This is a genomic window from Shimia haliotis, assembly GCF_900114415.1.
Taxonomy (GTDB): domain Bacteria; phylum Pseudomonadota; class Alphaproteobacteria; order Rhodobacterales; family Rhodobacteraceae; genus Shimia; species Shimia haliotis.
This window is the reverse complement of sequence record NZ_FOSZ01000002.1, coordinates 289,229-313,420: the sequence shown is the minus strand read 5'-3', so window position 1 is coordinate 313,420 and position 24,192 is coordinate 289,229. Positions and strand designations below refer to the sequence as shown.

General features: G+C 58.8%; 22 protein-coding genes. 14 read left to right on the top strand and 8 right to left on the bottom strand.

The window, feature by feature from the left end; all coding sequences use genetic code 11:
- Positions 1-34: 34 nt before the first annotated feature.
- Together BM069_RS06940 and BM069_RS06935 are read right to left on the bottom strand one after the other, a co-directional pair.
- Positions 35-862, bottom strand: coding sequence for an IclR family transcriptional regulator (locus tag BM069_RS06940; protein ID WP_093322142.1), 828 nt, complete (start codon positions 860-862; stop codon positions 35-37).
- A 37-nt stretch (positions 863-899) separates the two neighbouring features.
- A complete protein-coding gene (locus BM069_RS06935; RefSeq protein ID WP_093322139.1) occupies positions 900-2,552 on the bottom strand; it encodes a long-chain-fatty-acid--CoA ligase in 1,653 nt (550 codons plus the stop codon).
- 208 nt (positions 2,553-2,760) lie between these two features.
- Here BM069_RS06935 and BM069_RS06930 point away from each other — a divergent pair, with 208 nt between their 5' ends.
- From BM069_RS06930 to BM069_RS06915, 4 genes are read left to right on the top strand one after another with little or no spacing between them, the layout of a single operon-like run.
- Complete coding sequence (locus tag BM069_RS06930; protein ID WP_212611518.1) at positions 2,761-3,516, top strand: SDR family NAD(P)-dependent oxidoreductase; 756 nt, start codon at positions 2,761-2,763, stop codon at positions 3,514-3,516.
- Between the two features lie 21 nt (positions 3,517-3,537).
- Positions 3,538-5,625 (top strand): 3-hydroxyacyl-CoA dehydrogenase NAD-binding domain-containing protein, encoded by a 2,088-nt coding sequence (locus BM069_RS06925; protein WP_093322134.1) that lies wholly within the window; start codon positions 3,538-3,540, stop codon positions 5,623-5,625.
- 4 nt (positions 5,626-5,629) lie between these two features.
- Complete coding sequence (locus tag BM069_RS06920; protein ID WP_093322132.1) at positions 5,630-6,817, top strand: acyl-CoA dehydrogenase family protein; 1,188 nt, start codon at positions 5,630-5,632, stop codon at positions 6,815-6,817.
- A 2-nt stretch (positions 6,818-6,819) separates the two neighbouring features.
- Positions 6,820-7,890, top strand: a complete 1,071-nt coding sequence (locus BM069_RS06915) for an acyl-CoA dehydrogenase family protein (protein ID WP_093322129.1) — start codon at positions 6,820-6,822, stop codon at positions 7,888-7,890.
- Between the two features lie 63 nt (positions 7,891-7,953).
- Here BM069_RS06915 and BM069_RS06910 read toward each other — a convergent pair whose 3' ends face one another.
- Complete coding sequence (locus tag BM069_RS06910) at positions 7,954-8,409, bottom strand: hypothetical protein (protein ID WP_093322127.1); 456 nt, start codon at positions 8,407-8,409, stop codon at positions 7,954-7,956.
- 69 nt (positions 8,410-8,478) lie between these two features.
- Between BM069_RS06910 and BM069_RS06905 the strand changes: the two genes are divergently transcribed.
- On the top strand, positions 8,479-8,922 hold the full coding sequence (locus BM069_RS06905) for a MarR family winged helix-turn-helix transcriptional regulator (RefSeq protein ID WP_093322124.1): 444 nt from the start codon (positions 8,479-8,481) through the stop codon (positions 8,920-8,922).
- A gap of 19 nt (positions 8,923-8,941) precedes the next feature.
- Here BM069_RS06905 and BM069_RS06900 read toward each other — a convergent pair whose 3' ends face one another.
- From BM069_RS06900 to BM069_RS06890, 3 genes are all read right to left on the bottom strand, one after another.
- The gene (locus BM069_RS06900; protein WP_093322121.1) at positions 8,942-9,397 is read right to left on the bottom strand and encodes a YHS domain-containing (seleno)protein; all 456 of its coding nucleotides are present in this window, start codon (positions 9,395-9,397) and stop codon (positions 8,942-8,944) included.
- Positions 9,398-9,530: 133 nt separating this feature from the next.
- The gene (locus BM069_RS06895; protein WP_093322119.1) at positions 9,531-10,733 is read right to left on the bottom strand and encodes an acetyl-CoA C-acyltransferase; all 1,203 of its coding nucleotides are present in this window, start codon (positions 10,731-10,733) and stop codon (positions 9,531-9,533) included.
- A 92-nt stretch (positions 10,734-10,825) separates the two neighbouring features.
- Positions 10,826-11,308 carry a MaoC family dehydratase gene (locus BM069_RS06890; protein ID WP_093322821.1) on the bottom strand — a complete coding sequence of 161 codons (483 nt, stop codon included), beginning with the start codon at positions 11,306-11,308 and terminating at the stop codon, positions 10,826-10,828.
- A 295-nt stretch (positions 11,309-11,603) separates the two neighbouring features.
- Between BM069_RS06890 and BM069_RS06885 the strand changes: the two genes are divergently transcribed.
- The 8 genes from BM069_RS06885 (at position 11,604) to uvrC (ending at position 20,147) form a co-directional block, all read left to right on the top strand.
- Positions 11,604-12,464, top strand: a complete 861-nt coding sequence (locus BM069_RS06885; RefSeq protein ID WP_093322116.1) for a crotonase/enoyl-CoA hydratase family protein — start codon at positions 11,604-11,606, stop codon at positions 12,462-12,464.
- A gap of 176 nt (positions 12,465-12,640) precedes the next feature.
- Positions 12,641-13,162, top strand: coding sequence for an SRPBCC family protein (locus BM069_RS06880; RefSeq protein WP_093322819.1), 522 nt, complete (start codon positions 12,641-12,643; stop codon positions 13,160-13,162).
- A gap of 251 nt (positions 13,163-13,413) precedes the next feature.
- Entirely contained in the window at positions 13,414-14,343 is a 930-nt protein-coding gene (locus BM069_RS06875) for an ABC transporter ATP-binding protein (RefSeq protein ID WP_093322113.1), read from the top strand.
- Positions 14,340-15,101 carry an ABC transporter permease gene (locus BM069_RS06870; RefSeq protein ID WP_093322111.1) on the top strand — a complete coding sequence of 254 codons (762 nt, stop codon included), beginning with the start codon at positions 14,340-14,342 and terminating at the stop codon, positions 15,099-15,101. The genes BM069_RS06875 and BM069_RS06870 overlap by 4 nt, the downstream gene beginning before the upstream one ends.
- A gap of 92 nt (positions 15,102-15,193) precedes the next feature.
- On the top strand, positions 15,194-15,991 hold the full coding sequence (locus BM069_RS06865) for a S49 family peptidase (RefSeq protein ID WP_093322108.1): 798 nt from the start codon (positions 15,194-15,196) through the stop codon (positions 15,989-15,991).
- A 167-nt stretch (positions 15,992-16,158) separates the two neighbouring features.
- A complete protein-coding gene (locus tag BM069_RS06860; RefSeq protein WP_093322105.1) occupies positions 16,159-17,115 on the top strand; it encodes a calcium/sodium antiporter in 957 nt (318 codons plus the stop codon).
- Positions 17,116-17,137: 22 nt separating this feature from the next.
- Positions 17,138-17,917, top strand: a complete 780-nt coding sequence (locus BM069_RS06855; RefSeq protein WP_093322103.1) for an SDR family oxidoreductase — start codon at positions 17,138-17,140, stop codon at positions 17,915-17,917.
- Positions 17,918-18,272: 355 nt separating this feature from the next.
- Positions 18,273-20,147 carry an excinuclease ABC subunit UvrC gene (gene uvrC, locus BM069_RS06850; RefSeq protein WP_093322818.1) on the top strand — a complete coding sequence of 625 codons (1,875 nt, stop codon included), beginning with the start codon at positions 18,273-18,275 and terminating at the stop codon, positions 20,145-20,147.
- 6 nt (positions 20,148-20,153) lie between these two features.
- Here uvrC and BM069_RS06845 read toward each other — a convergent pair whose 3' ends face one another.
- Together BM069_RS06845 and BM069_RS06840 are read right to left on the bottom strand one after the other, a co-directional pair.
- Positions 20,154-21,068, bottom strand: a complete 915-nt coding sequence (locus tag BM069_RS06845) for a tyrosine recombinase XerC (RefSeq protein ID WP_093322100.1) — start codon at positions 21,066-21,068, stop codon at positions 20,154-20,156.
- The gene (locus BM069_RS06840; RefSeq protein ID WP_093322816.1) at positions 21,065-21,775 is read right to left on the bottom strand and encodes a DUF484 family protein; all 711 of its coding nucleotides are present in this window, start codon (positions 21,773-21,775) and stop codon (positions 21,065-21,067) included. The genes BM069_RS06845 and BM069_RS06840 overlap by 4 nt, the downstream gene beginning before the upstream one ends.
- 178 nt (positions 21,776-21,953) lie before the next feature.
- Between BM069_RS06840 and BM069_RS06835 the strand changes: the two genes are divergently transcribed.
- Entirely contained in the window at positions 21,954-24,161 is a 2,208-nt protein-coding gene (locus BM069_RS06835; RefSeq protein WP_093322098.1) for a primosomal protein N', read from the top strand.
- The last annotated feature ends 31 nt before the right edge of the window (positions 24,162-24,192 follow it).

Below are 24,192 nucleotides of genomic sequence, written 5' to 3'. Positions count from 1 at the left end.
CCCACGGCATCACAAGACTGTTTCCAAATTGGAATTAATAGCCCGAGCCACGTCTGTGCAGGCTTTGAGCCATCGCGACAAGGCGCGGGCCCAAGTCGTTTTCCATGCGCTCACGCGGGAGAAAATGCGCGGGTCCACCGAGGTTAAAGGCCATATTGGGGGAGCCTTCATCTTGCACCGGAAAGGGCACTGCAAGCGAGTGCACGCCGTCATGCCAGTCGCCGTAGTTGGCATAAAAACCCTTTTGCGCGATCTGGTCGGCGGCGTTGTCGATACCGTCAAGCGTTTCGGGCCAGTCCTGGGGGCCATAGTAGGCGGCAAGCAGGTCGAGAATTTCTTCTTTTTCTTCACCGATGCAGCCCGCGATATATGCTCGGCCCATTGCCGAACGTGCCAGAGAAATACGTGAGCCGACACCCAGTTGCAGTGAGACCACGCCGTTGGTGGCGCGGGCGCAGGCGAGGTAGGTCACGGTGGGTCCGTCGCGTGCGCCCAGCGCGACCTGCACGCCGTCACCCGCATAGTCAGCAAGGTCTTGCATGAGATCTTTGGCGGCTTCACGCATCGGCATCGCGCCAAGAAGAGAGAAGCCGAGGCCGAGCACCGGTACGCCGATGTTATAGCGGCCCGTGGTCTCGTTATAGAGCAGATAGCCGGTGGTCATCAGCGTGTATGTCAGGCGCGAAATGGTCGAATTGGGCAAGCCGGTGCGTTCAGCCAGCTCGCGGTTGGAAAGGCCTTCGCGGTCAGAGGGCCTAAATGAGCGTAGCACTTCGAGACCACGCGAAAGGGCGGTGACGAATTGGCGGTCATTTTCGGGGGCCTTGGTGGGCTCGCTGGTGGCTTGGGTGCGTTTTCTCATGAGTGTTCGTATTTCCGCATTGTGGAATTTCTATGCGTCATGTGAGGTTTTTCCACAAGACCTTGCCCGCGCCAGAACGGGGGAGATCGTCGACAAATTCCACAATTGACGGGCATTTGTAGGCACTCATCTGGGTTTTGCACCAGTCGATGACACCTTGTTCGGTGATCGTGTCACGTGCCTCGGGGCGGGGGATGACGATGGCTTTCACGCATTCGCCGCGGCGCTCGTCTTTGGCGGCCACAACACAGCATTCGGCGATATCAGGATGGTGCAGCATCAGCATCTCAATCTCGGCAGGCCAGACCTTGAAGCCGGCGGCATTCACCATGCGTTTGACGCGGTCCACCATAAAGAAATAGCCGTCCGCATCCCGATAGCCGATATCGCCGGAGCGGAAGAACGGCACGTCGTCGATCTCTACAAATGCGTCGGCGGTTGCTTCGGGGCGCTGCCAGTAGCCGAGGAAGTTTTGCGGCGCGTGCATGACGATTTCGCCGACCTCGCCGTGGGGCAGTTCGGTGTCACCCCCGATTTCAAGCACGCGGCTGTCGACCTCATAGATCGGTTGCCCAAGGCATTGGCGTTTGGGGGCGTCGATGGGGTTCACATGGGTGGCGGCCATGGTCTCGGAAAGGCCGTAGCCTTCGACGTAATCAAGGCCGGTCATGTTCTTGAGTTTCTTGGCGATGGCCTCGGGCATGGCCGCGCCGCCGCCGCCGATCATTTCCAGAGAGGACAGGTCATAGCTGTCGAATTTCGGGTCGTTTACCAGATCAATCGCCATGGTGGCGATCGAGCGCCAGCGGGCAATTTTGAAGCGTTCGATCAGACCCGCCGCCAGTTTTGAGGACCAGCGTGGAAGGATCACGTTGCGACCACCGGTCAGGATCGGCGCGTGCATGCCGTTCATCATGCCGGTGACGTGGAAAAACGGCAGCGCGCCGAGGTGCACGGTGGTTTCGGTCGTCGGGTTCCAAATCACTCCCGCCACAAGCGAAGCCATGACCGTACGGTGGGTATGGACACAGCCTTTGGGGTTGCCAGTGGTGCCAGAGCTGTAGGGGATGACGGCGAGGTCGTCAGCGGTCGTGTTGCGCGGGGCGGGGCTGTGGCCTTGGTCAATGGCGGACTGAAAGCCGGTCATGCCAAGGGCTTCGGCCTCGGCCTCGCTCATGGCCGGCACCTGTTTTTCCGGCACGAGGTCAAAATCTGGCAGGCCCATGTCGGTCATGCGGGTGCCGATCAGGGTTTTCAGCTCACCGCGTTCAAGGGCGGGCAGGATGTTGTCGGCCAACTCCAAAGCGCAGACCGCAATTTTGGCGCCCGTGTCCTCCACCAAATAGTCGATCTCGGCCTTTTTGTTCATCGGGTTCACAGGCACCACGGCGCCGCCCGCGCGCAGGATGGCGTAAAAGGCGATGATGTATTGCGGACAGTTCTGGGTGTAGAGCAACACGCGGTCGCCTTTGCTCAGGCCGATGTGTTGCAAGTAACCCGCCAGCGCAGAAACCCGGTCTGCTATCTGACTGTAGGTGTAATCTGCGCCATTATAGGTGACGCCGATGCGGTCCCCCCATTTGGCAACGGTGGTGTCCAGATTGACGTCTAGCGGCGTGTCGGGGCGCTCGAAAGTCCACGGTTTTCCGGCAGGCCAAAAGTCAGGGATGCGGGCATTTGGGTGAGGCATCGGGCGCTCCGGTTTTGGGTGGTCAAGTTGAGCTAGCCTAGCGTCAACTTGCGTTTCGTCATGCGGAATTTGCGACAAGTGTCGTCGCGTCGTTTTTGGCCGCATTGCAGCGAAACGCGTTTCCGCGATGCGGAAGGGGGCCTAGGATGGTCGCCAAATGGACTTGGTGCGTTTTGTGAATCAAAGCACACATACGGGAGGAAATCAGATGTTTGATCTTAAGGGTAAGGTTGCCGTTATCACGGGCTCGAGCCGTGGCATTGGCCGTGCGATCGCCGAGATGTATGCCAAAGCTGGTGCCAAGGTTGTGGTGTCGAGCCGTACCGCGGAGGCCTGTGAGCCGGTGGCTGAAGCCATCCGCGCAGATGGCGGCGAAGCGCTGGTGGTGCCGTGCAACGTGAGCAATCGCGATGAGGTCGAAGGTCTGGTTGAAAAGACACTGGCGGAATGGGGACAGATTGATGTTCTGGTCTGCAACGCGGCGATCAATCCGGTTTATGGCCCAATGAGCCAGCTGGATGATGAGGCCTTCGCCAAGATTATGACGGCCAACGTGCTGTCGCCGTTGCAACTTTGCAATCTGGTGCTGCCGGGCATGGCGAAACGCGGGGGTGGCAATGTTGTGATCCTGTCATCGATCGCTGGCCTGACCGGCAATCCCGTGATTGGCGCCTACGGCATTTCCAAAGCCGCGGACGCGTCGCTCGCGCGCAATCTGGCTGTTGAGTGGGGGCCTAAGGGCATCCGTGTGAATGCGATCGCGCCCGGTCTGGTGAAAACCGACTTTGCCCGCGCCCTGTGGGAGAACCCAGACTATTTGGCGAAAGTCGAAGGCCAGAACCCGTTGCGCCGCATTGGCCAACCTGAGGACATCGCGGGCGCGGCTTTGTTCCTTGCCACTGACGCCAGCGCCTATATCACCGGCCAGACCATCGTGGCTGATGGTGGCGAGACCATTTGCTAAGAGATTTGAGGGAGTTAAAAGATGAGCGATAAACAAGTCGTCAGCGTTGAGTATGTGGGCGAAGTTGCCCTGATCTGCATCGATAACCCGCCGGTAAATGCCGGTAGCGCTGCGATGCGCCAAGGCCTGCAAAAGGCTGTTCAGGAAGTGAATGCGGCGGGAAAGGCCAAGGCGATCGGTCTGTATTGCGCGGGTCGTACATTTGTTGCCGGTGCGGATATTTCCGAATTTGGCAAACCTCCGCAGCCGCCTTTCATGCCCGACCTTTACAATGAAGTCGAAGCCTCTGGCGTTCCTCTGGTGGCGGCTATCCACGGCACCGCGCTGGGCGGTGGTCTGGAACTGGCCGTGTCCTGTCATGCCCGTGTTGCGTTGCCGAGTGCCCGTGTCGGTCTGCCGGAAATCCACCTTGGTTTGCTGCCCGGTGCCGGTGGTACGCAGCGTGTGTCGCGTCTTGCAGGCATTCCGGTGGCGCTTGACCTGTCTCTGTCGGGCCGTCAGATGCCCGCCAAGGAAGCGCTTGCAGCCGGTATTGTTGACCGCATTGAAGACGGCGAACCGCGTGAGATTGCTCTGGCGGCAGCGCAAGAGGTTGTCGCCGGAACGCTAGCCACCCGCGTGACCCGCGATATCGAGACCACGGCAGATGATGCGGCGATTGAAGCGGCCAAAGCGATGGTCGCCAAGAAAGCTCGCGGCCTGAATGCGCCGGTGCAGGCGATCAAGGCCGTTGCGGCATCGACGCTGCCGTTTGACGAAGGTCTGGCAGCAGAACGTGCGGCATTCATGGCTTGCATGGGCACAGATGAATCTCGCGGCATGATCCACGCGTTCTTTGGCGAGCGCGCAGTGGCGAACATTCCGGAGAAGAAAGAAACCCCACGCGATGTGCAATCGCTGGGCGTGATCGGTGGCGGCACTATGGGGTCCGGGATTTCGACTTCGGCGCTGATGGCGGGACTGCCAGTGACGCTGATTGAGGTAAGCCTAGAAGGGCTGGACCGTGGTGTTGCAACGATCACCGCCAACCTTGATGGCGCGGTGAAGCGCGGCAAAATGTCGGAAGCCAAGCGCGATGCAGCTTTGGCGATGTTGACGCCGTCGACCGAGATGGAAGCACTGGCCGAGGTCGATCTGGTGATCGAGGCGGTGTTTGAGAAAATGGAGATCAAGAAAGAGATATTTGGCAAGCTCGACACCATCTGCAAAGAGGGCGCCATTCTGGCATCCAACACCAGTTATCTGGACATCAACGAGATTGCGGCGATGACCAACCGCCCGCAGGATGTGCTGGGTCTGCACTTCTTCTCGCCCGCGCACATCATGCGCCTGCTGGAAGTTGTGGTTGGCGAGAAGACCGAACCGGCCGTTGTGGCGACCGGCTTTGCGCTGGCGAAACGCATGCGAAAAGTTGGCGTGCGGGCTGGCGTTTGTGACGGGTTCATCGGCAACCGCATTCTCGGCCACTACCTGAAAACCGCAAGCTATCTTGTTCTGGACGGCGCACATCCCGATCAGGTGGACAAGGCGCTGGAGGATTTCGGGTTTGCCATGGGACCGCACCGCGTGGGTGATCTGGCGGGTCTCGATATCGGCTACATGACCCGCAAGCGGCTTGAGTCGACCCGTCCTGCCGAAGAGCGCTATGGCGGTGCGATTGCCGACAAGCTGAGCGAGAACGGTTGGAACGGACGCAAGACCGGCAAGGGCTATTATGTCTATGAGGGCCGGGAGACTTTGGAAAATCCGGATCTGAACGGCATCATCGATGCCGTGCGGGCGGAGGCGGGCATCACGCCCAAAACCTTTACCGACGAAGAAATCGTGGATCGCTATATGACCGCGATGATTTCCGAAGGCGCGCGCGTGGTTGAGGATGGCATCGCGCTGCGTCCTGTGGATGTCGATGTGGTGTTCCTGATGGGCTATGGCTTCCCGCGTCATCGTGGCGGGCCGCTGCATTACGCTGACACCATCGGTGCAAAGGCGCTGGTGGAGCGGATCGAGACCTATGCCAAGGAAGATGCACACTACTGGCAGGTGCCGGCTCTCTTGCGCAAGATGGCAGACGAAGGCGGCAACTTTGACAAATTGAACAAGGGGAAATGATCCAATGGACCTGAGTTATTCAGCAGAAGACCTCGCATTTCGCGATGAAGTCCGCGCATATCTGGCGGAAAACCTGCCCGAGCGTATCAGTGATCTGGTCCGCGCCGGAGGTGAGTTGACCAAAGAGGTGATCGAGGAATGGCACGCCATTCTCAACAAGCGCGGCTGGCTCGCGACGATCTGGCCCAAGGAGTTCGGCGGGCCGGGATGGAGCCCAGTTCAGAAACACATCTTTGAGGAGGAATGCTGTCGCGCCTATGCGCCGCGCATTGTGCCGTTTGGCCTGTCAATGCTTGGGCCAGTGCTTCAGGTGTTTGGCTCCAAAGAGCAGCAGGACCACTATCTGCCGCGTATTCTGGACGGCACCGATTGGTGGTGTCAGGGCTATTCCGAGCCGGGTGCCGGATCGGATTTGGCCTCGCTCAAGACCAAAGCCGAGCGCGATGGTGATGAGTGGGTGATCAACGGTCAGAAGACCTGGACCACGCTGGGTCAGCACGCGGACTGGATTTTCTGCCTGTGCCGCACGGATCCGGATGCGAAACAGCAGGAAGGCATCAGCTTTATCCTTGTGGATATGGCGACACCAGGCATCGAAGTGCGTCCTATCAAACTGATCGAAGGCGGCTATGAGGTGAACGAGATTTTCTTCACCGACGTGCGGGTGCCGATCGGCAACCTTGTGGGCAAGGAAAACAAAGGCTGGACCATTGCCAAGTTTCTGCTGACCCATGAGCGTACGGGCATTGCCGGTGTCGGCTTCTCGATGCAGGCGCTTGAGGAAGTGAAGGCGATTGCGCGCAAGACGATGCGTGGTGGCAAGCCACTCATTGAGGACCCGCTCTTTGCGGCGCGGATCGCGCAGGCGGAGATCGACCTTGAGGCGATGAAAATCACCAACCTGCGGATGCTGTTCAAAGCACAGGAACAGGGTGCGCCGGGGCCGGAGACATCATTGCTAAAAATCAAAGGCACGGTGATCAATCAGGAACTCAAAGACCTTGCGCGGCGTGCGTTGGGTCCGGCCGCAGCGCCGTTCCCCGGCCATGTCACCGAGGGCAACCTGATGTTTGGCCCTGCCGATACCGAGCACAACGCGGCGCGGTATTTCAACAACCGCAAAACCTCGATTTTCGGTGGATCTAACGAGATCCAGCGCAATATCGTGACCAAAACTATGCTGGAGCTCTGAAGATGGACTTTAATCTGACTGAAGACCGCCAGATGCTGGCGGACACCCTGAACCGGTTCCTTGGGGAACAGTACCCAGTCGAGCACCGTATCAAGGTGGCCTATGACGCGCCGTATCATGATCCTACACTTTGGGACCAGCTTGTCGAACTGGGGGCGCTATATGCGCTGGCACCGGAAGACGCTGGAGGAATGGGCGGCACCGGATTTGATATTTCCGTTTTGTTTGAGGCGCTTGGCAAGACCTTGACGCCGGAGCCTGTGCTTGGCGCGTTGATGGCCTTGCGGCTGTTGACCGCCGCAGGAGCGGATCAGGAAGCGTTGCTGACGGGTGCCACAAAGTATGCCGTGGGGATCACCGAAATCGATGCGCCATATGAGTTGGGCCAGATTGCCACTGTGGCGACGGCCAAGGGCGACGGGTTTGCTTTGTCTGGCCGCAAGTCGACCGTTTATGGCGGGCAAGCGGCTGATGTTGTGCTGGTTGCGGCCAAGCATGGCGGTGGTCTGGGAGTCTTTGCGGTGAGCGCAAGTGACGCCAATATCACCAGCTATGGCATGATGGATGGCGGCGGCGCGGCGGAGGTGTTGCTTGATGATGCACCGGCGACCTTGCTGTTGGCAGATGCCGGAGCGGCGCTGGAAGATGCGATCAACGCGGGCATCGTGGCGATCTGCGCTGAGGCCGTGGGCGCGATGGAAGTCACCCATGCGACGACCGTGGAGTATTTCAAACAGCGCAAGCAGTTTGGTGTGCCGATTGGCAAGTTTCAGGTGTTGCAGCACCGTGCGGTGGACATGCTGACGGAGATTGAACAGGCACGTTCGATTGTGATCAAGGCGGCGGCGGAATTGGGGGGCGACGAGGCCTCCAAATACGCGTCAATGGCCAAGAACCTGATCGGGCGGGCCGCGCGTTTGGTTGCTGAGGAAAGCATCCAGATGCATGGCGGCATCGCGATGACTTGGGAATACGCAGTCAGCCACTATGCCAAGCGCCTAATCATGTTGGACGCACAGTTGGGCGATACGGATTATCACCTGACGCAGGTGATAAAGAGCTATACGGCCTAAATCAGGCCCCAAAGCTGAAAACTGGCGCGGTCGGGCAATCGACCGCGCCTTTTGCGTTTTGGATCAAGTGTGTTGCGCGGCGCGGCGGCGTTTGCCCGCGGTCAATTTGCGGCCGTCACGGATGTTGAGCCCCATAAGGGTCAGGTTGGTGGCGCCGGCGATCAGTTCGACAACCTGCACAACGTAGAACGTGGTGTCAAAGGCGCCGGCCTGCGCTTTGGATGCGAGAAAAAGAGCGGCGGGGATAAGGACCAAGACGCCGTTTGCCGCCACGATCGGCATGCGTTTGCTTTTCTTTCCGAGAACGCCGCCCTTGCGGCCTTTGGCAAGGCGCGCGCCGGTGATGCCGGTCGCCGCCATTGCCGGAATCAGGATCAGAAAGCCGTAGGGAATGGCGGTTTTGATGGCGGTAATTGCAGCATGCCCGAGAAACAATTCGGAAACGACGGTGGAGACCCAGAAGGTCGCGATCATCAGGGTGGCAATGGCTGCGGCAGACTTGTGAACAGAGGAAAGCATTTTGAAAACTCCAATACATAGCTTGCTATGTAATATTGCATAGCTTGCTATATAGTGCAAGATGAGGCTATGGAATTTTCTGTCGACACATCTTTAGGCTATCAAATCAACCACGTAGCGCGCCTTTTGGCGCGCGACCTCGAAGCGCGCATCAAACCGGAGGGAATCGCTTTGGGCGCCTTTCCGGCCTTGTTGCATCTGTGGGAAAAGGACGGGCTGACCCAAAAAGAGCTGGTGGCGCGGCTTGGCATTGAACAGCCCACATTGGCCGCGACCCTGGCGCGGATGGAACGTGATGGTCTGGTGACGCGGCGACGGGACGAGGGCGACGGACGTGTCCAGCGCGTGCGCCTTACGCCCAAGGCACGCGCGCTGCGGGAAGTGGCCTACGACGCTGCAATGGATGTGAACGCCAAGGCGTTGCAGGGGTTTGATGAGGCGGAGCGCGAACTTCTCATGGCGTTGCTCCGGCGGGTGATCCTGTCGGTTGAGGGCACCGAAAACAACGGCTGACGGTGCCCGATTGGGCGGACTAGCCCAGAATAGCTGGCCAGTTGGCAAGGCCCTTTTCGATGTTGCCGGGTATGTCTTCGCGCCACAGTTCCTGCGCCCGCAAAGAGAAATTGAGATAAAGCTTGTCCTCATGAACGGTCCAGGCCTCGGGCACGGTTGGCGCGACATAGCCCTTAGACGCTGCGTAAGCGCAGTAGCCGCCGAAGACAGGGGCATAAGCTTGCGGATCTTTGAGGAATTTGGCGGCGTTCTGGGCTGAGGCGAAATGCCAGTTGGCGCCGTTCCACTCGACCAGATTGGCGGCTGACCCTTCGACGGGTTTGCCTTCGCTGAAATAGGCGACAGGATCATAGCCGTTGATGGCTGTGGGATTTTGGAACACCTCGGGTTCACCGGCGCGCGCGACTTGGGATGTCAGCGCAAAAGCGACGGGGGCGGTTGCAAAAAGGCCGAGAGCGGCGCGTCGTGAGATCATAGTCAGTCCTCCTGTTTGAGAAAGACTATAGGACGCGATCGCTGCCTGTTGCACCCACCTGACCAGAGTGTGATCGGGGTGTGAATGAAAAAGGCGGCGCCTGAGCGCCGCCCTTTAAAGTGAATTCGGCTGCTTACAGGACCTCGAAGAGACCTGCCGCGCCCATGCCGCCGCCAACGCACATGGTGCAGACGACGTATTTTGCACCGCGGCGCTTGCCTTCGATCAGGGCGTGGCCGACCATGCGGGCACCGGACATGCCATAGGGGTGGCCCACGGAGATCGCGCCGCCGTTGACGTTCAGGATCTCGTTCGGGATGCCCAGAACGCGTGCTGATTGCAGCACCTGACAGGCGAAAGCTTCGTTGAGTTCCCACAGGCCGATGTCGTCCATTTTCAGGCCGTGCGCTTCAAGCAGCTTTGGAACGGCATAGACAGGACCAATGCCCATCTCGTCCGGCTCAAGCCCGGCAGCCATCACGCCAACATAACGGCCCAGCGGTTCAAGCCCACGTTTTTCAGCCATTTTTGCTTCCATAACAACGGATGCGGACGCGCCATCAGACAGTTGGCTGGCATTGCCTGCTGTGATGAATTGACCTTCTTTGACCTGCTGGCCGCCTTTGAAAACCGGATTCAGTCCTTGCAGGTTTTCCAGTACTGTGGACGGGCGGTTGCCTTCGTCCTTGTCCAGAGTGACCTCTTTGAAGGAGATCTCTTTGGTCTCGCGGTCCATGACGCCCATGGTGGAGGTCAGGGGCACGATCTCGTCGTCAAATTTGCCAGCCTCTTGTGCTGCGGCGGTGCGTTGCTGGGACTGCAGCGCGTAGGCGTCCTGATCTTCGCGGCTGACGCCATACCGTTCCGCGACGATCTCGGCGGTCTCGAGCATGGACATATAAAGGGCCGGTTTGTTTTCCTTGATCCAGGGATCACCGGCGCGGTCCATGCGCATTTTTTCGTTTTGCACCAGAGAGATAGATTCAACTCCGCCGCCGATGGCGACATCCATGCCGTCATGCACAACCTGTTTGGCGGCGGTGGCAATCGCCATCATGCCCGAGGCGCATTGGCGGTCCAGAGACATGCCAGCCACGGTCACGGGAAGGCCCGCGCGGATCGCGGCCTGACGGCCGATGTTGCCGCCGGTGGATCCTTGCTGCAGAGCCGCGCCAATGACGCAGTCCTGAATTTCGGAACCGTCCAGACCGGCGCGAGACACGGCGTGGCTGACGGCGTGGCCGATCAGTTCTTGAGCCTGAGTGTTGTTGAATGCCCCGCGATAGGCTTTGCCAATCGGCGTGCGGGCGGTGGAGACGATAAGAGCGTCGCGCATCTTCTAAAGTCCTGTTTTTGCTGTCTGTATGACGTCGGTATAACGTCGGTATTGCGTCGGTGGGATTTGCGTCCTCAAAAGGACGCTACGTCTCAGCTCGCTTTTTTCAGAGGTTCGGCCGCGTTTTCAAAACGCAGGTTCTTCCACTGTGCGATCAGGGCAGGTTTGTCTTCGCCTTTGATCTCGACGGTGACGTTCCATTGCATCTCAATCACGTCTGGCTGCGGCTCGGCGTATTTGGCGAGAGTGAAGCGACCACGGATTTCGGCGCCGGCGCGGACGGGGGCCACGAAACGTACCTTGTCAAAGCCATAGTTGACGCCGGTGGATTCAGCTTCGGTGCGCGGCACTGCGTCGGCAATCATTTGAGACAGCAGCGACAGCGTCAGAAAGCCGTGGGCGATGGTGCCGCCAAATTGGCTGTCTTTGGCTGACTCGGGATCGGTGTGGATATACTGATGATCACCTGTGGCCTTGGCAAAGGCGTCGATCATGTCCTGATCGATTTTGACCCACTTGGACAGGCCGTATTCGCAGCCCACACCATCTTCGAAGTTTAGCAGTCTCGAAATCATCTTATGTCCTCCCATCATGGCTTTTGCCAACAATTCCGCATTGCAGAAATTCATTCCGCATCTTGAGGGTAGAAGAAAGGATTCGCGACCGCGTGTCAACTTTGCGGAATGTTATTCTGCATTGCGGAATTTATAATTTGGCCCTTAAAAATATAGGGATGCCAGTGTCTCGGACGTGCGGTGGTCACGTGAACGTTACGTAACCTGCACCTACGTCACAACGGGCGCGGTGACGTGGCGACGTGCTTGCCAGAGCGCGAGGTCCGGATTGAAGTGCCGTTAAGGAGGACCAAACATGAGTCATGTAAGTTACGAGAAAGATGGGCGGATTGCGCGTATCACGCTGAACCGGCCTGAGGTGATGAATGCGATTTCCATGCGGATGCCTGCGGATATTGCCGCAGCGGTGGCGGAGGCTGAGGCAGATCGGGATGTGCATGTGATGATTCTTTCGGGAGCCGGCGCGGCTTTTTGTGCAGGCTATGACCTGACCGAGTTTGCGCAGGCGGAAGGGCCGAACCCTGGTGTGCAGGACATGCCGTGGGATCCGATGCAAGATTATCAGTTCATGTGGCAGAACACGCAGGATTTCATGTCGCTGTTTCGGGCGATGAAACCTGTGGTCAGCAAAATCCATGGGTTTGCCGTGGCGGGTGGGAGCGATATCGCACTTTGTGCGGACATGACAGTTATGGCGGAAGATGCGCAGATCGGATACATGCCTGCCCGCGTCTGGGGCTGCCCGACCACCATGATGTGGGTGATGCGGCTGGGGCCGGAAAAGGCCAAGCGCATGTTGTTGACAGGAGACAAGATTTCCGGTCGCGAAGCTGAAGAGATGGGGCTCGTGCTGAAGGCGGTGCCTGCGGCGCAGCTGGATGATGAGGTCGAGCAGCTGGCAGGGCGCATGGCGACGGTGCCGATCAACCAGCTTGCAATGCAGAAGATGGTGGTCAATCAGGCCGTGGAAATGGCGGGCATCCAGCAAACCCAGCGGTTGGCAACGATTTTTGACGGGATCACACGGCATTCGCCAGAGGGCATGATGTTCAAACAACGGTCCGAGCAAATGGGGTGGAAACAGGCCGTGCAGGAGCGTGATCAGGGCACGTTTGACTGGACAACCGGGGAGGAGTTGCCGCGTCGGAACCGATGAGGGCAAGCGTCGTGTGAGGCAGCAGGTCCAAGCTACTGTGCAAACTTCGCCTGCGGTCTCGGCCAATGGGCCATGTCGCATTCAGCGCGGCATACGACCTTGGTGTGCTTGCGGGGCAGGGCGGCCGGCCCTAGGGTGCGGCGAAATCGATGGCACAGGAACGGGAGGACCACCCCATGCATATGAGTGATGAACGCGAGATTGCGGCGCCGGTGGCGGAAGTTTGGGCAGCGCTGACCAGCGCGGAAACCTTGCAAGCATGTGTGCCCGGGGCCAAGGAGGTCACTGGATCGGCTGAGGATGGGTTCGAAGCGGTGGTGACTCAGAAAGTCGGTCCCGTGAAAGCGACGTTCAAAGGCAATGTTGTTCTGTCCAACATGGTTGAGGGCACAAGCCTGACGCTGACTGGTGAAGGCAAGGGCGGCGCTGCCGGATTTGCCAAAGGTGGTGCCGACGTCAAGCTGGCGGCGACCGAAGGTGGCACGTTGCTGTCTTATGAGGTGGATGCCAAGGTCGGCGGCAAGCTGGCGCAGTTGGGCAGCCGGTTGATTGACGGCTTTGCCAAGAAAATGGCGGATCAGTTCTTCACCAACCTTCAGGAAACACTGGAAGGGCCGTCTGAGGAGGCCGAGCCAGAAGGCGAGGCTGCGGAGGCCGGGGAGAAAAAGGGCCTGCTGAAGCGCCTGACCGGCGGGTGAGGCGGCTTTGCGGGGGCGCCTTTCTTACCTGTCGCTGATCGACCCACTTTGGTTTTGAAAAATATACGCCCGTGCTGATTTGCGCGGGTGTTTTTGATTCCGCATTTTTGAAAGCACTTTTCGGGCGGGGCGACTTGCAGGAGTGAGCGCACAATACACCCTGCGGTGGCGCACATTGGAAACCGCGCGTTTGGGTCTTGGCGCTGGCGCTGCGGCTGATAGGCTGCGCGGTGGAAACGAGAGGGGTAGGTATGGCTGCGATTGTCGACATTCGCGATCTGCGCAAAGTGTACAGCGGCGGGTTCGAGGCACTCAAAGGTGTCAGTCTGAGCATTGAAGAAGGCGAGATTCTCGCGCTTTTGGGGCCCAATGGGGCGGGTAAAACAACCCTGATTTCAACGATTTGCGGGATAACGAACCCGAGTTCTGGCCAAGTCTTGGTTGGCGGGCATGATGTGGTCAAAGACTATCGAGGGGCGCGCGCAATCATCGGGTTGGTGCCGCAGGAAATCAGCCTTGAGCCTTTCACCAAAGTCAAAGACACGGTGGCGTTCTCGCGTGGGCTGTTTGGCAAACCCCGTGACGATGCGGCGATCGAAAAGATCCTGAAGCAGCTTTCGCTTTGGGACAAACGAAACGCGCGGACGGTGGAATTGTCAGGCGGGATGAAGCGGCGGGTGCTGATTGCCAAAGCGCTGAGCCACGATCCGAAAGTTCTGTTTCTGGATGAACCCACGGCCGGCGTGGACGTGGAGTTGCGCAAGGACATGTGGGACGTGGTCGCCGAGTTGAAGGCGCTAGGCGTAACCATCATTCTGACCACGCATTACATCGAAGAAGCCGAGGCGATTGCCGATCGTGTGGGCGTCATCAACGGCGGGCAGTTGTTGCTGGTCGAGGAAAAAGACGCGCTGATGCAGCGGCTCGGGCAAAAGACGTTGCAGATCGAGTTGTCAGAAAGCGTGACGGAGATTCCGGCGGCACTGGCGGCGTATGATCTGGACCTGGTCAAGGACGGCAGCGCGCTGCGGTATACCTATGACACACGCGCAGAAAGCACCGGCATTACGCGGCTTTTGGCGGCGATTTCGGAGGCGGGACTGCATCTGAGGGATTTGCAAACACAGCAGTCGAGCCTTGAGGACATCTTTGTGGGGCTTGTGAAGGAGGGCGCGGCATGAACTTTTCGGCCATTTGGGCGATGTACACCTCTGAAATGGTGCGGTTCTTCCGCACGATTGCACAGAGCTTTATTTCGCCGGTTTTGTCCACGTCGCTATATTTCGTGGTGTTTGGCGCTGCCATCGGCAGCCGGATCGATCAGGTTGAAGGCGTGAGCTATGGCGCGTTTATCGTGCCTGGGCTCATCATGTTGTCGGTGATGACGCAGGCGATTTCCAACGCTTCTTTTGGCATCTACTTCCCGAAGTTCATCGGCACCATCTATGAGCTGCTTTCGGCCCCTGTGAACTTTCTTGAGGTGGTTCTGGGCTTTGTCGGTGCAGCCGCGACGAAGGCGCTGTTTATCGGGGTGGTGATCCTTGTGACCGCCGGATTGTTTGTCGATTTCGAGATTCAGCATCCTCTGGCGATGGTGTTGTTTTTGCTGCTGACCTGTCTCAGCTTCTCGCTGTTCGGGTTTATCATCGGCATTTGGGCGCAGAACTTTGAGCAATTGCAGCTGATCCCGCTCTTGGTGATCACGCCTTTGGTGTTCTTGGGTGGATCGTTTTATTCGATTTCGATGCTGCCGCCGATCTGGCAAAAAATCACGCTGTTTAATCCGGTTGTCTATCTGATAAGCGGGTTCCGCTGGAGTTTCTTTGGCACTGCGGATGTGCCTGTGGGCCTGAGTTTGTTGGCAATTGCAGGCTTTACGGCGCTGTGTATGGGCGTGATCTGGTGGATTTTCCGAACCGGATGGCGCATTCGTGCTTAATCCCGCCAAATGACACGGCAAATTCGCAACGCCTGCGGTTTCCTGCGGGCGTTGCCTTGTTTAACCCCGCACTGCGCTCTACATCCCAACACATGAAACGATGGATCCCATTTCTTAAATCTGACCCCACCGTTGCCGTTGTGCGCCTGAATGGCGCGATTGCCAGTGGCGCGCGCGGGCAACTGAATGACCAAACAATCGGCCCAATCCTTGAGAAAGCCTTCAGTCGCGGAAAGCCCAAGGCGGTGGCGCTTGAAATCAACTCTCCAGGTGGCAGCCCTGTGCAGAGCGCGCTGATCGGCGCCCGCATTCGGCGTTTGTCCGAGGAGAACGGCGTTCCGGTTATTGCCTTTGTTGAAGATGTGGCCGCGTCGGGCGGTTATTGGTTGGCGGCAGCAGCGGATGAGATTTATGCGGACCACAGTTCGGTTGTCGGATCAATTGGGGTGATTTCGGCCGGCTTTGGCGCGCATGTTTTTTTGTCGCGCCAAGGGATCGAGCGACGTGTGCACACCGCAGGCGAAAGCAAGTCCATGCTCGACCCGTTCCGCCCGGAACAAGAAGAAGACGTGGCGCGGCTCAAGCGGTTGCTTGGGCAGATTCACAACAATTTCATCGATCACGTCCAAAGCCGACGTGGCGACAAGCTGGACAAGAGCGAAGACTTGTTTACTGGCGAGATCTGGGCTGGATCAGATGCGGTGGATGTCGGACTGATTGACGGCATCGGTCATATTGTTCCGGTCTTGAAGGAGCGGTTCGGGGATAAGGTTAAGCTGCGCCGCTATGGTGTGCGTAAATCCGTGTTCCAAAGGTTCGGCGCAACGGTCGCGCAGGATGCGTTGGCCGGTATTGAGGAACGTGCGGAATATGCGCGCTTTGGTTTGTAGGCGTGATGTTTAAGGTTGTCTCTCTGTTTCTGGCGTTCATCGCGGTTTTGGCGATGTTCGGGAAACTCCGGTATCCGGGGCAGAAACAGCTGGAGTCTGCGAAGTGCCCGAAATGCGGGCGGTTCAAGATCGGCAAGGGATCATGCCCCTGCCAAAAGGGGTAGTTTATGGAATGGCTGCTAATCTCGCTGGGGCTTGTGATCCTGCTTCTCGCAGGGGACGCACTTGTGCGGGGTGCGGTGAACCTGGCTTTGCGGATCGGGATTCCGGCGCTGATTGTGTCATTGACCGTCGTTGCGTTTGGCACCTCTGCCCCTGAGTTGCTGATCTCGTTGCAGGCGGCCTTGAAAAACGCGCCCGGCATTGCGATCGGCAATGTGGTCGGGTCCAACATCGCAAACGTGCTTTTGGTGCTTGGCGTTCCAGCGATGCTGACGGTTTTGCACACAAGCGGCAGCGACACGCGACGCAGTTTTATCTCCATGATCCTGGCAACGCTTCTTTTTATCGGTTTGGCGGCCTGTGGAACCTTTACGTTCTGGTCCGGTGTGATCCTTCTCGGTGCCTTGGCTTTGATGCTGGCGGATGCGGTGCATCAGACACACAAACACCGCAAGGGCGTTGCTGCGGCCTGTGTCGCAGAGGATGATGAAGAGGTCGAAGGGGCAGACCCTGAGATGCGGTGGTGGAAGATCATTGTCTTCCTGCTGCTCGGTTTGATCGGATTGCCCTTGGGCGCGGATCTGATGGTCGACAATGCCGAGATCATCGCCCGCCGGTACGGAGTGTCGGACACCGTGATTGGCCTGACGCTTGTGGCGTTGGGCACATCTTTGCCGGAGCTGGCGACCACTTTGATGGCGGCGCTGCGGCGTCAGGCGGATGTGGCGTTGGGCAATGTGATCGGGTCCAACATGTTCAACCTGTTGGCCATTATCGGCATCACTTCCGTGATCCACCCGATTACCGTTGCGCCCGATTTCCTTGAGTTTGACCTGTGGGTCATGTTGGGGGCGTCGCTATTGCTTGTCCCGTTTGTCTTCATGAAGAAGGATATTACACGGGTCTGGGGCGTGATCTTTACCCTACTTTACGTGTCGTTCGTATTGATTACGCTTACCTGATTCTGCGTAGGCGGGAGGGGAAATGACACGAGCATTGGTTACAGGCGCCGGAAAACGGATTGGCCGCGCGATGGCGTTGTATCTGGCGGATCGCGGGTTTGACGTGGTGGTTCACTATGGACAGTCCGAGACTGCGGCCCAAGAGGTTGCCGAGTTGATACGGGCCAAAGGCCGACAGGCCGTGGCGCTTCATGCGGATGTTTTGGACGAAGCTCAGGTGCAGAGCCTGTTGCCGCGGGCCGTGGAGGCCCTTGGCGGGCCAGTGACCTGTCTGGTCAACAACGCCTCAATTTTTGAACATGACACCCTTCAAACCGCCACGCGATCCGGCTGGGACCGGCACATGGAGAGCAACCTGCGCGCGCCGTATGTATTGACGCAGGCCATGGCGACTCAGGGGTTGATTGCGAAGTTGGATTCAGAAGGTGAACCAGTGGCCGCGGGCTTGATCGTCAACATGCTGGATCAGCGTGTGCGCGCGCTGACGCCCGAGTTTTCGACCTATACGCTGGCAAAAATGGGGCTTTGGGCCCTGACGCAGACCTCGGCACAGGGGCTGGCGCCGGCTTTGCGGGTGAACGCCATTGGTCCAGGGCCGACCTTGCGCGGTGCACAGCAGACAGAGGCTCAGTTTGCCGCACAGCGGGCGGCCACTGTTTTGGGGCGTGGTGTGAGCGCCGCGGACATTTGCGCAGCCTTGGGGTATCTGCTGGATGCGTCGGGCGTAACCGGACAGTTGATTTGTGTGGATGGAGGCCAGCACTTGGGCTGGCAGACGCCGGATGTGGTGGGGAAAGAGTGATGATTTGCCAACAAATTTCCAGCTCGGTTTGCGGGTGATTGGCCTTTGCAAACGCAGAAAATGATGCACCTGCGGCGCAAGTTTTGCACCGTTCAAGAATCCGTTACAAATTTGTTAACTTTTCTGTAATGTTTTCAATCGTTTGCATGCATTGTATTTTTTTACGAAATGAAATCAATGGCTTGCAAAAGTGCCTAATTTTTAGGCATTTCGGCGAAATGGGCCAAAAACATAGAAAAATCGCGGTTTGCCGAAAGTTATCTCCAAACTTATCCACAGCTTTCGTGGATTTGTTTTTGCTTGAAACCAAATGCTCAAGATTGCAGCCGCGGGCAAAGAATCATATTTCTTGCACATGAGTGAGCAGCACACCCCAGAAGCGTCGCCCGAAACGGGCTATGCACGCATTCAAGGCTATTTGAAAACGCTTGACGGATCGCCCGGGGTTTACCGGATGCTGGATGCGGAAAGTCGGGTTTTATACGTCGGCAAGGCGCGCAATTTGCGCGCACGGGTCAGCAATTATTCCCGCCCCGGAAATCACACGGGCCGGATCGCGCGGATGATTTCGGAAACCGCGTCGATGATGTTTTTGACGACAAAGACCGAAACAGAGGCGCTGTTGCTTGAGCAGAACCTGATCAAACAGCTCAAGCCAAAATATAACGTGCTGCTACGGGACGACAAAAGCTTTCCCAATATTCTCGTCAGCAAATCTCACGCGTTTGCCCAGATCAAAAAGCACCGCGGGGCGAAGAAAGAAAAGGGTAGCTACTATGGACCTTTTGCCAATGCGGGGGCAGTCAATCGAACCTTGAACCAGTTGCAGAAGGTTTTCCTGCTGCGAAACTGTTCGAATGCGATGTTTGAAAGCCGGACGCGACCCTGTTTGCTGTATCAGATCAAGCGATGCTCGGGCCCCTGTGTGGGCAAGATCAGCGAAGAGGACTATGCGATCAGCGTCCGTGATGCCGAGCGGTTCCTGTCGGGGCGGTCCACGCAAATACAGGAAACGCTGGCTGCGCAAATGATGGACGCGTCAGAGGCGATGGAATTTGAGCGGGCGGCCGCTTTGCGGGACCGCATTCGCGCCTTAACGGCGGTGCAGACCGCGCAAGGTATCAACCCGCGCGGCGTGTCCGAGGCAGATGTAATCGCACTTCATCTGGAAAACGGGCAAGCCTGTGTGCAGGTGTTCTTTATCCGTGCCAACCAGAACTGGGGCAACCACGATTATTACCCGCGCGTCGGAGCGGATGTGGAGGCGCCAGAGGTGCTGGAGGCCTTTGTCGGGCAGTTCTATGACACCAAAGAGCCGCCGCGGCAGTTGATCCTGTCCCATCCGATCGAGAACGCGGACCTGATGGCAGAGGCCCTGAGTGGCAAGCTGGGGCGCAGGGTCGAGATACTGGTGCCGAAGCGGGGCGAAAAGGCGGAACTGGTGAGCGGAGCGGCGCGCAACGCGCGAGAAAGTCTGGCTCGCAAGATGAGCGAGACCGCGACGCAGGCCAAGCTGCTGCGCGGTGTTGCGGAGGCGTTTGACCTTGATGGGCCGCCGCAGCGGATCGAGGTTTATGACAACAGCCACATTCAGGGCACCAATGCGGTGGGCGGCATGATTGTCGCGGGCCCTGACGGGTTCATGAAAAACAGCTATCGCAAGTTCAACATCAAGGGTGAGAGCCTGACGCCGGGCGATGACTTTGGCATGATGAAAGAGGTGCTTGAACGACGCTTCAAACGGCTTTTGAAAGAAGATCCTGACCGCGAGCAAGGCATGTGGCCTGATCTGTTGTTGATCGACGGGGGCGCGGGACAGGTGAGTGCCGTGCACGAGATCATGGCCGAGTTTGGCGTCGAGGACATTCCGATGGTCGGGGTCGCAAAGGGCGTGGATCGCGATCACGGCAAGGAAGAGTTCCACCGGATCGGCAAGAGCGTGATGGCTTTGCGTCGCAATGATCCGGTTTTGTATTTCGTTCAGCGTTTGCGGGATGAGGCACACCGGTTTGCGATTGGTACGCACCGCGCCAAACGGGCCAAGGCCATCGGCGCGACACCGTTGGATGACGTGCCAGGTGTGGGCGCTACGCGTAAGCGGGCCTTGTTGGCGCATTTCGGGTCAGCCAAAGCCGTGAGCCGCGCGAATTTGGTGGACCTGAAGGCGGTAGATGGCGTGTCGGATGCGCTGGCGGAAACGATCTACGACTTTTTCCACGAGGGCACCTGAGGTCTCTCAGGCTTTGGGGTGGGCCTTGTTATAAACTTCCATGAGCCGCGCAGTGTCGACTTGGGTGTAGGCCTGTGTGGTTGAGAGCGACGCGTGCCCCAGCAATTCCTGAATGGCGCGCAGATCACCGCCCGCGGTCAGCAGATGGGTTGCAAAGCTGTGGCGCATGGCGTGGGGCGTTGCGGTGGCGGGCAGGCCAAGTTGCATGCGGGTTTGTTCCATCACCTTTTGCACAGCGCGGGCGCCGAGCGGACCACCGCGCACGCCCCGAAACAGCGCCATGTCGGCGGAGATTTCAACAGGGCAAAGCCGCAGATACGCCTCAACCGCCTCGCGTGCTGCGTCGATTACCGGCACCACACGTTCTTTGCCGCCCTTGCCAACAATCCGCAGGGACGTTGGCAAAGGGACATCCTCGCCTGTCAGACCAAGCGCTTCCGAGATGCGCAATCCGCAGCCATAAAGCAGGGTCACGACCGCGGTGTCACGCGCACCGACCCAATCTTCGCGGGCCTGCACCTCCACGGTGTCGATCACCGCCTTGGCGGCGTCTTCGGCCAGCGGGCGGGGAAGTTTCGTCTGAAACTTGGGCGCGCGGGTCGAGAGGACGGCGGTCGGGTCAAACCCTTCGCGGTCAGCGAGCCAGCGATAAAAACTTTTGACGGCGGACAGTTTACGAGCGAGTGAGCGGGCGGAAAGACCATCGCCGCGTTCAAATGCCATCCAACTGCGCATATCGGGCACGCTGATTTGCATAAGCGGGCCGATGCCCTGTTGTGCGCCCTTGTGCAGGGTCATGAAGGCGAGATAGCCGGTGATGTCACGGCGATAGGCGAGGATCGTGTTCTCGGATGCCCCCGCAAGCGTGGCCGTGTGGGTCAGAAAATGGTCAAGAGCGTCCTGTGCAGCGGGGCTGGTCACGACAACCAGCGGCGCATGGCCCGTTCAAAGACACCGGCAAAAAACGCAAGAAGATCGGTGCCCTGCTGCGGCGTGAACTGGTGCGGATCTTCGGCACCCATCACCAAGAGACCAGGAAGGCGGCCTTCTCCAAGGTCCAGTCGCAAACAAGCCTCGGACCGGATCCAGTCGGCGTCCTCGCCATAGACCATCTCGGCGCCGGTTTGCAGTTGCCGCAAAGTGACCTGTCGGGCAGGCATGGCGCGCCCGCCGGTCAGGTAGCCGTCGACAAAACCGGATTCCGCCATGCACAACACGTCGCCAAGTTTCTGGACGTTTGCGTCACTAGAAGCGTCCTGATCAGTTTCCAGAACAAGGCGCACGCTGTCCACGCGCAGGATGTCGGCCACTTCGGAGCCGAGATCGCGCAGGAAGCTTTCGAAATCCACCGGATCAAGCATGCGCAGTATGGCGCGGTGTACCTGATTGGTGCCGGCCAGATTGTCATATGCTGCGGCAATCACGCTGCGATGGGTGTCTTCAAGACGGTCCAGACGCGCCTCCAGCCGTTCCATCGCGATGCCGCGCAGATCGACAATATTGCCGCCCATGGTTTTTTCGTTTGCGGCAATCAACGCACGCATGAGGTCGCGATCTTCAAGAATCACGTTGGGGGACGAGATGATCTTGTCCCGCAGGGTGTCATCAATCTGTGGAGTGCTGCTCATGTCTGTGCCGTTTTTTCTCGTTGTGCGCACCATAGCAGAGGGCGGCGGTGATTGCCGCAACTTTTTTGTAGGCTTGGGTTGTGACGGGCAGAGGATCGCCATCTTGCCTTTGCCGTCCAGATGCGGATGCTTACGGCAGACCCCGATGGGGCAAATCAGGCACAGCGGATCATCAGCAATGACAGAGGCCCAAGAGGGACCGGCATATTTTGAAGAAGGCGCGTTGGTGGCGGTTCTGACCACACAGCCGCTGGACCGGTTTCTGGACTACAAGGCGCCTGCGGGCGGCTGTTTTCGGGGTGCATTTGTTGAGGTGCCGCTGGGGCCGCGCCGTGTGCTGGGTGTCGTTTGGGGGCCGGGCAAAGGTGATTTTGATATTTCGCGAATCCGTGCGGTGCAGAGGATCTTGGACGTGGCGCCAATGGGCGAGGATATGCGGGGTTTTCTGGAGCGCGCGGCGGCCTATACGCTGACTCCTCTGCACGCGATGCTCAGGCTGGCGACGCGCGCGCCGGGGCTGTCGGATCCACCTTCGATGCGCAAGATTTACCGCCTTGGAGATGGCGAGCCCGACAGGCAGACGGACGCACGGCGTCGGGTGCTCGAGACATTGCGCGAATATGGGGGGCTAAGCTTCACAATGGGTGAGCTTGGCCAGATGGCGGGCGTGACGAACTCGGTCATCAAGGGATTGGTCAAACAGGGCGTGGTGCGCGAAGAGGACACCCCGCGGGACGTGCCGTTCATGCGGCTTGATCCGGACTATGGCGGCAAGGAGTTGACCGAGGCGCAGGCGGCGGGGGCCGACGCGTTGCGGGCTGGTGTGCGGTCCGGGGATTACGGCACAACGTTGCTGCGTGGGGTCACAGGGTCCGGCAAGACCGAGGTTTATCTTGAGGCCGTCGCGGAATGCCTGCGCAAGGGGCGGCAGGCGCTGGTGCTTTTGCCCGAGATTGCCCTGACCGCGGAGTTTCTGACCCGCGTAGAGGCGCGGTTTGGCGCAAAGCCCGCGGAGTGGCATTCCGGTGTGACCATGACCGAGCGGCGGCGCACGTGGAAGATGGTCGGGCAGGGCGGCGCCCAGATGGTGATCGGTGCGCGTTCGGCTTTGTTTTTGCCTTACCGTGATCTTGGGGTGATCGTGGTCGATGAGGAACACGACACATCTTATAAGCAAGAAGACGGCGTGCTTTATAACGCGCGTGACATGGCGGTTTTGCGGGCGTCCTTGGCCTCGGCGCGCGTTGTGCTGGCCTCGGCCACACCGAGCCTTGAAAGCTGGACGAATGCTGAGGCTGGAAAATACGAGAAGCTTGAGCTGACCTCGCGCTATGGCAAGGCAATTTTGCCTCAGATGCGGGCCATCGACATGCGCAGCGAAGACCTGCCGCGGGATCGCTGGATTTCTCCGACGCTGAAGCGGGCGGTGGATCAGCGGATCGAAAAGGGCGAACAGGCGCTATTGTTCATCAACAGGCGCGGCTATGCGCCTGTCACAATCTGTCGGGCGTGCGGGCATCAGGTGGGGTGCGACCACTGTGACGCGCGCATGGTGGAGCACCGGTTCCTGAAACGGTTGGTGTGCCATCAATGCGGCGAGACCAAACCGATGCCTGAGGCCTGCCCAAGTTGTGAAGTTGAGGGCAAGTTGGCACCGGTCGGCCCTGGGGTGGAGCGGCTGGCGGAGGAGGCCGAGAAGCTTTGGCCGGATGCGCGGCAGGCGGTGTTGTCTTCCGATCTGTTTGGCTCGGCGCGGGCCTTGAAGGAAGGTATCGAAAGGATCGCCAATGGAGGGGCCGACATCATCATTGGCACGCAACTTGTGGCCAAGGGACACAATTTCCCGCTGTTGACCTTGGTCGGTGTGATCGATGCGGACCTTGGATTGCAGGGATCTGACCTGCGTGCGGCGGAACGCACATTTCAATTGATGCGGCAGGTTGCGGGTCGCGCGGGGCGTTCGGAAAAACCGGGGCAGGCTTTGTTGCAGACCTATCAGCCGGAGCATCCGGTGATCCGCTCGACGCTGGCAGGGGATGAACTTAGTTTTTGGCGGGCCGAGGCTGATGAGCGCCGCCACGCGGGTGTGCCACCTTTTGGGCGCATGGCGGGGATTATCCTGTCGGGCGAGGACGCGGCGCAGGTCTTTGATCTTGGCAACGCGCTGGCGCGAAATGCCCAGATGCTGCGCGATATCGGCGCCGAGGTATATGGTCCGGCACCGGCGCCCATTGCGCGCGTGCGAGGGCGCCATCGCGTGCGATTGCTGGTGAAGGCCGACAAGGGAGCGCCCTTGCAGGCGGCGCTGGCGAAATGGGTTGGACAATTCAAGCTCAAGGGCGATCTGCGCCTCGCGGTCGACATCGATCCGCAAAGTTTCTACTGACCTTTTTCCGGCCGCAAATACCGCGGGCTGT

What these genes read in the sequence shown, in the direction of transcription:
- BM069_RS06940 (WP_093322142.1), bottom strand. Translation starts at nt 862, where the DNA reads ATGAGAAAACGCACCCAAGCCACCAGCGAGCCCACCAAGGCCCCCGAA.
- BM069_RS06935 (WP_093322139.1), bottom strand. Translation starts at nt 2,552, where the DNA reads ATGCCTCACCCAAATGCCCGCATCCCTGACTTTTGGCCTGCCGGAAAA.
- BM069_RS06930 (WP_212611518.1), top strand. Translation starts at nt 2,761, where the DNA reads ATGTTTGATCTTAAGGGTAAGGTTGCCGTTATCACGGGCTCGAGCCGT.
- BM069_RS06925 (WP_093322134.1), top strand. Translation starts at nt 3,538, where the DNA reads ATGAGCGATAAACAAGTCGTCAGCGTTGAGTATGTGGGCGAAGTTGCC.
- BM069_RS06920 (WP_093322132.1), top strand. Translation starts at nt 5,630, where the DNA reads ATGGACCTGAGTTATTCAGCAGAAGACCTCGCATTTCGCGATGAAGTC.
- BM069_RS06915 (WP_093322129.1), top strand. Translation starts at nt 6,820, where the DNA reads ATGGACTTTAATCTGACTGAAGACCGCCAGATGCTGGCGGACACCCTG.
- BM069_RS06910 (WP_093322127.1), bottom strand. Translation starts at nt 8,409, where the DNA reads ATGCTTTCCTCTGTTCACAAGTCTGCCGCAGCCATTGCCACCCTGATG.
- BM069_RS06905 (WP_093322124.1), top strand. Translation starts at nt 8,479, where the DNA reads ATGGAATTTTCTGTCGACACATCTTTAGGCTATCAAATCAACCACGTA.
- BM069_RS06900 (WP_093322121.1), bottom strand. Translation starts at nt 9,397, where the DNA reads ATGATCTCACGACGCGCCGCTCTCGGCCTTTTTGCAACCGCCCCCGTC.
- BM069_RS06895 (WP_093322119.1), bottom strand. Translation starts at nt 10,733, where the DNA reads ATGCGCGACGCTCTTATCGTCTCCACCGCCCGCACGCCGATTGGCAAA.
- BM069_RS06890 (WP_093322821.1), bottom strand. Translation starts at nt 11,308, where the DNA reads ATGATTTCGAGACTGCTAAACTTCGAAGATGGTGTGGGCTGCGAATAC.
- BM069_RS06885 (WP_093322116.1), top strand. Translation starts at nt 11,604, where the DNA reads ATGAGTCATGTAAGTTACGAGAAAGATGGGCGGATTGCGCGTATCACG.
- BM069_RS06880 (WP_093322819.1), top strand. Translation starts at nt 12,641, where the DNA reads ATGCATATGAGTGATGAACGCGAGATTGCGGCGCCGGTGGCGGAAGTT.
- BM069_RS06875 (WP_093322113.1), top strand. Translation starts at nt 13,414, where the DNA reads ATGGCTGCGATTGTCGACATTCGCGATCTGCGCAAAGTGTACAGCGGC.
- BM069_RS06870 (WP_093322111.1), top strand. Translation starts at nt 14,340, where the DNA reads ATGAACTTTTCGGCCATTTGGGCGATGTACACCTCTGAAATGGTGCGG.
- BM069_RS06865 (WP_093322108.1), top strand. Translation starts at nt 15,194, where the DNA reads ATGAAACGATGGATCCCATTTCTTAAATCTGACCCCACCGTTGCCGTT.
- BM069_RS06860 (WP_093322105.1), top strand. Translation starts at nt 16,159, where the DNA reads ATGGAATGGCTGCTAATCTCGCTGGGGCTTGTGATCCTGCTTCTCGCA.
- BM069_RS06855 (WP_093322103.1), top strand. Translation starts at nt 17,138, where the DNA reads ATGACACGAGCATTGGTTACAGGCGCCGGAAAACGGATTGGCCGCGCG.
- uvrC (WP_093322818.1), top strand. Translation starts at nt 18,273, where the DNA reads ATGAGTGAGCAGCACACCCCAGAAGCGTCGCCCGAAACGGGCTATGCA.
- BM069_RS06840 (WP_093322816.1), bottom strand. Translation starts at nt 21,775, where the DNA reads ATGAGCAGCACTCCACAGATTGATGACACCCTGCGGGACAAGATCATC.
- BM069_RS06835 (WP_093322098.1), top strand. Translation starts at nt 21,954, where the DNA reads ATGACAGAGGCCCAAGAGGGACCGGCATATTTTGAAGAAGGCGCGTTG.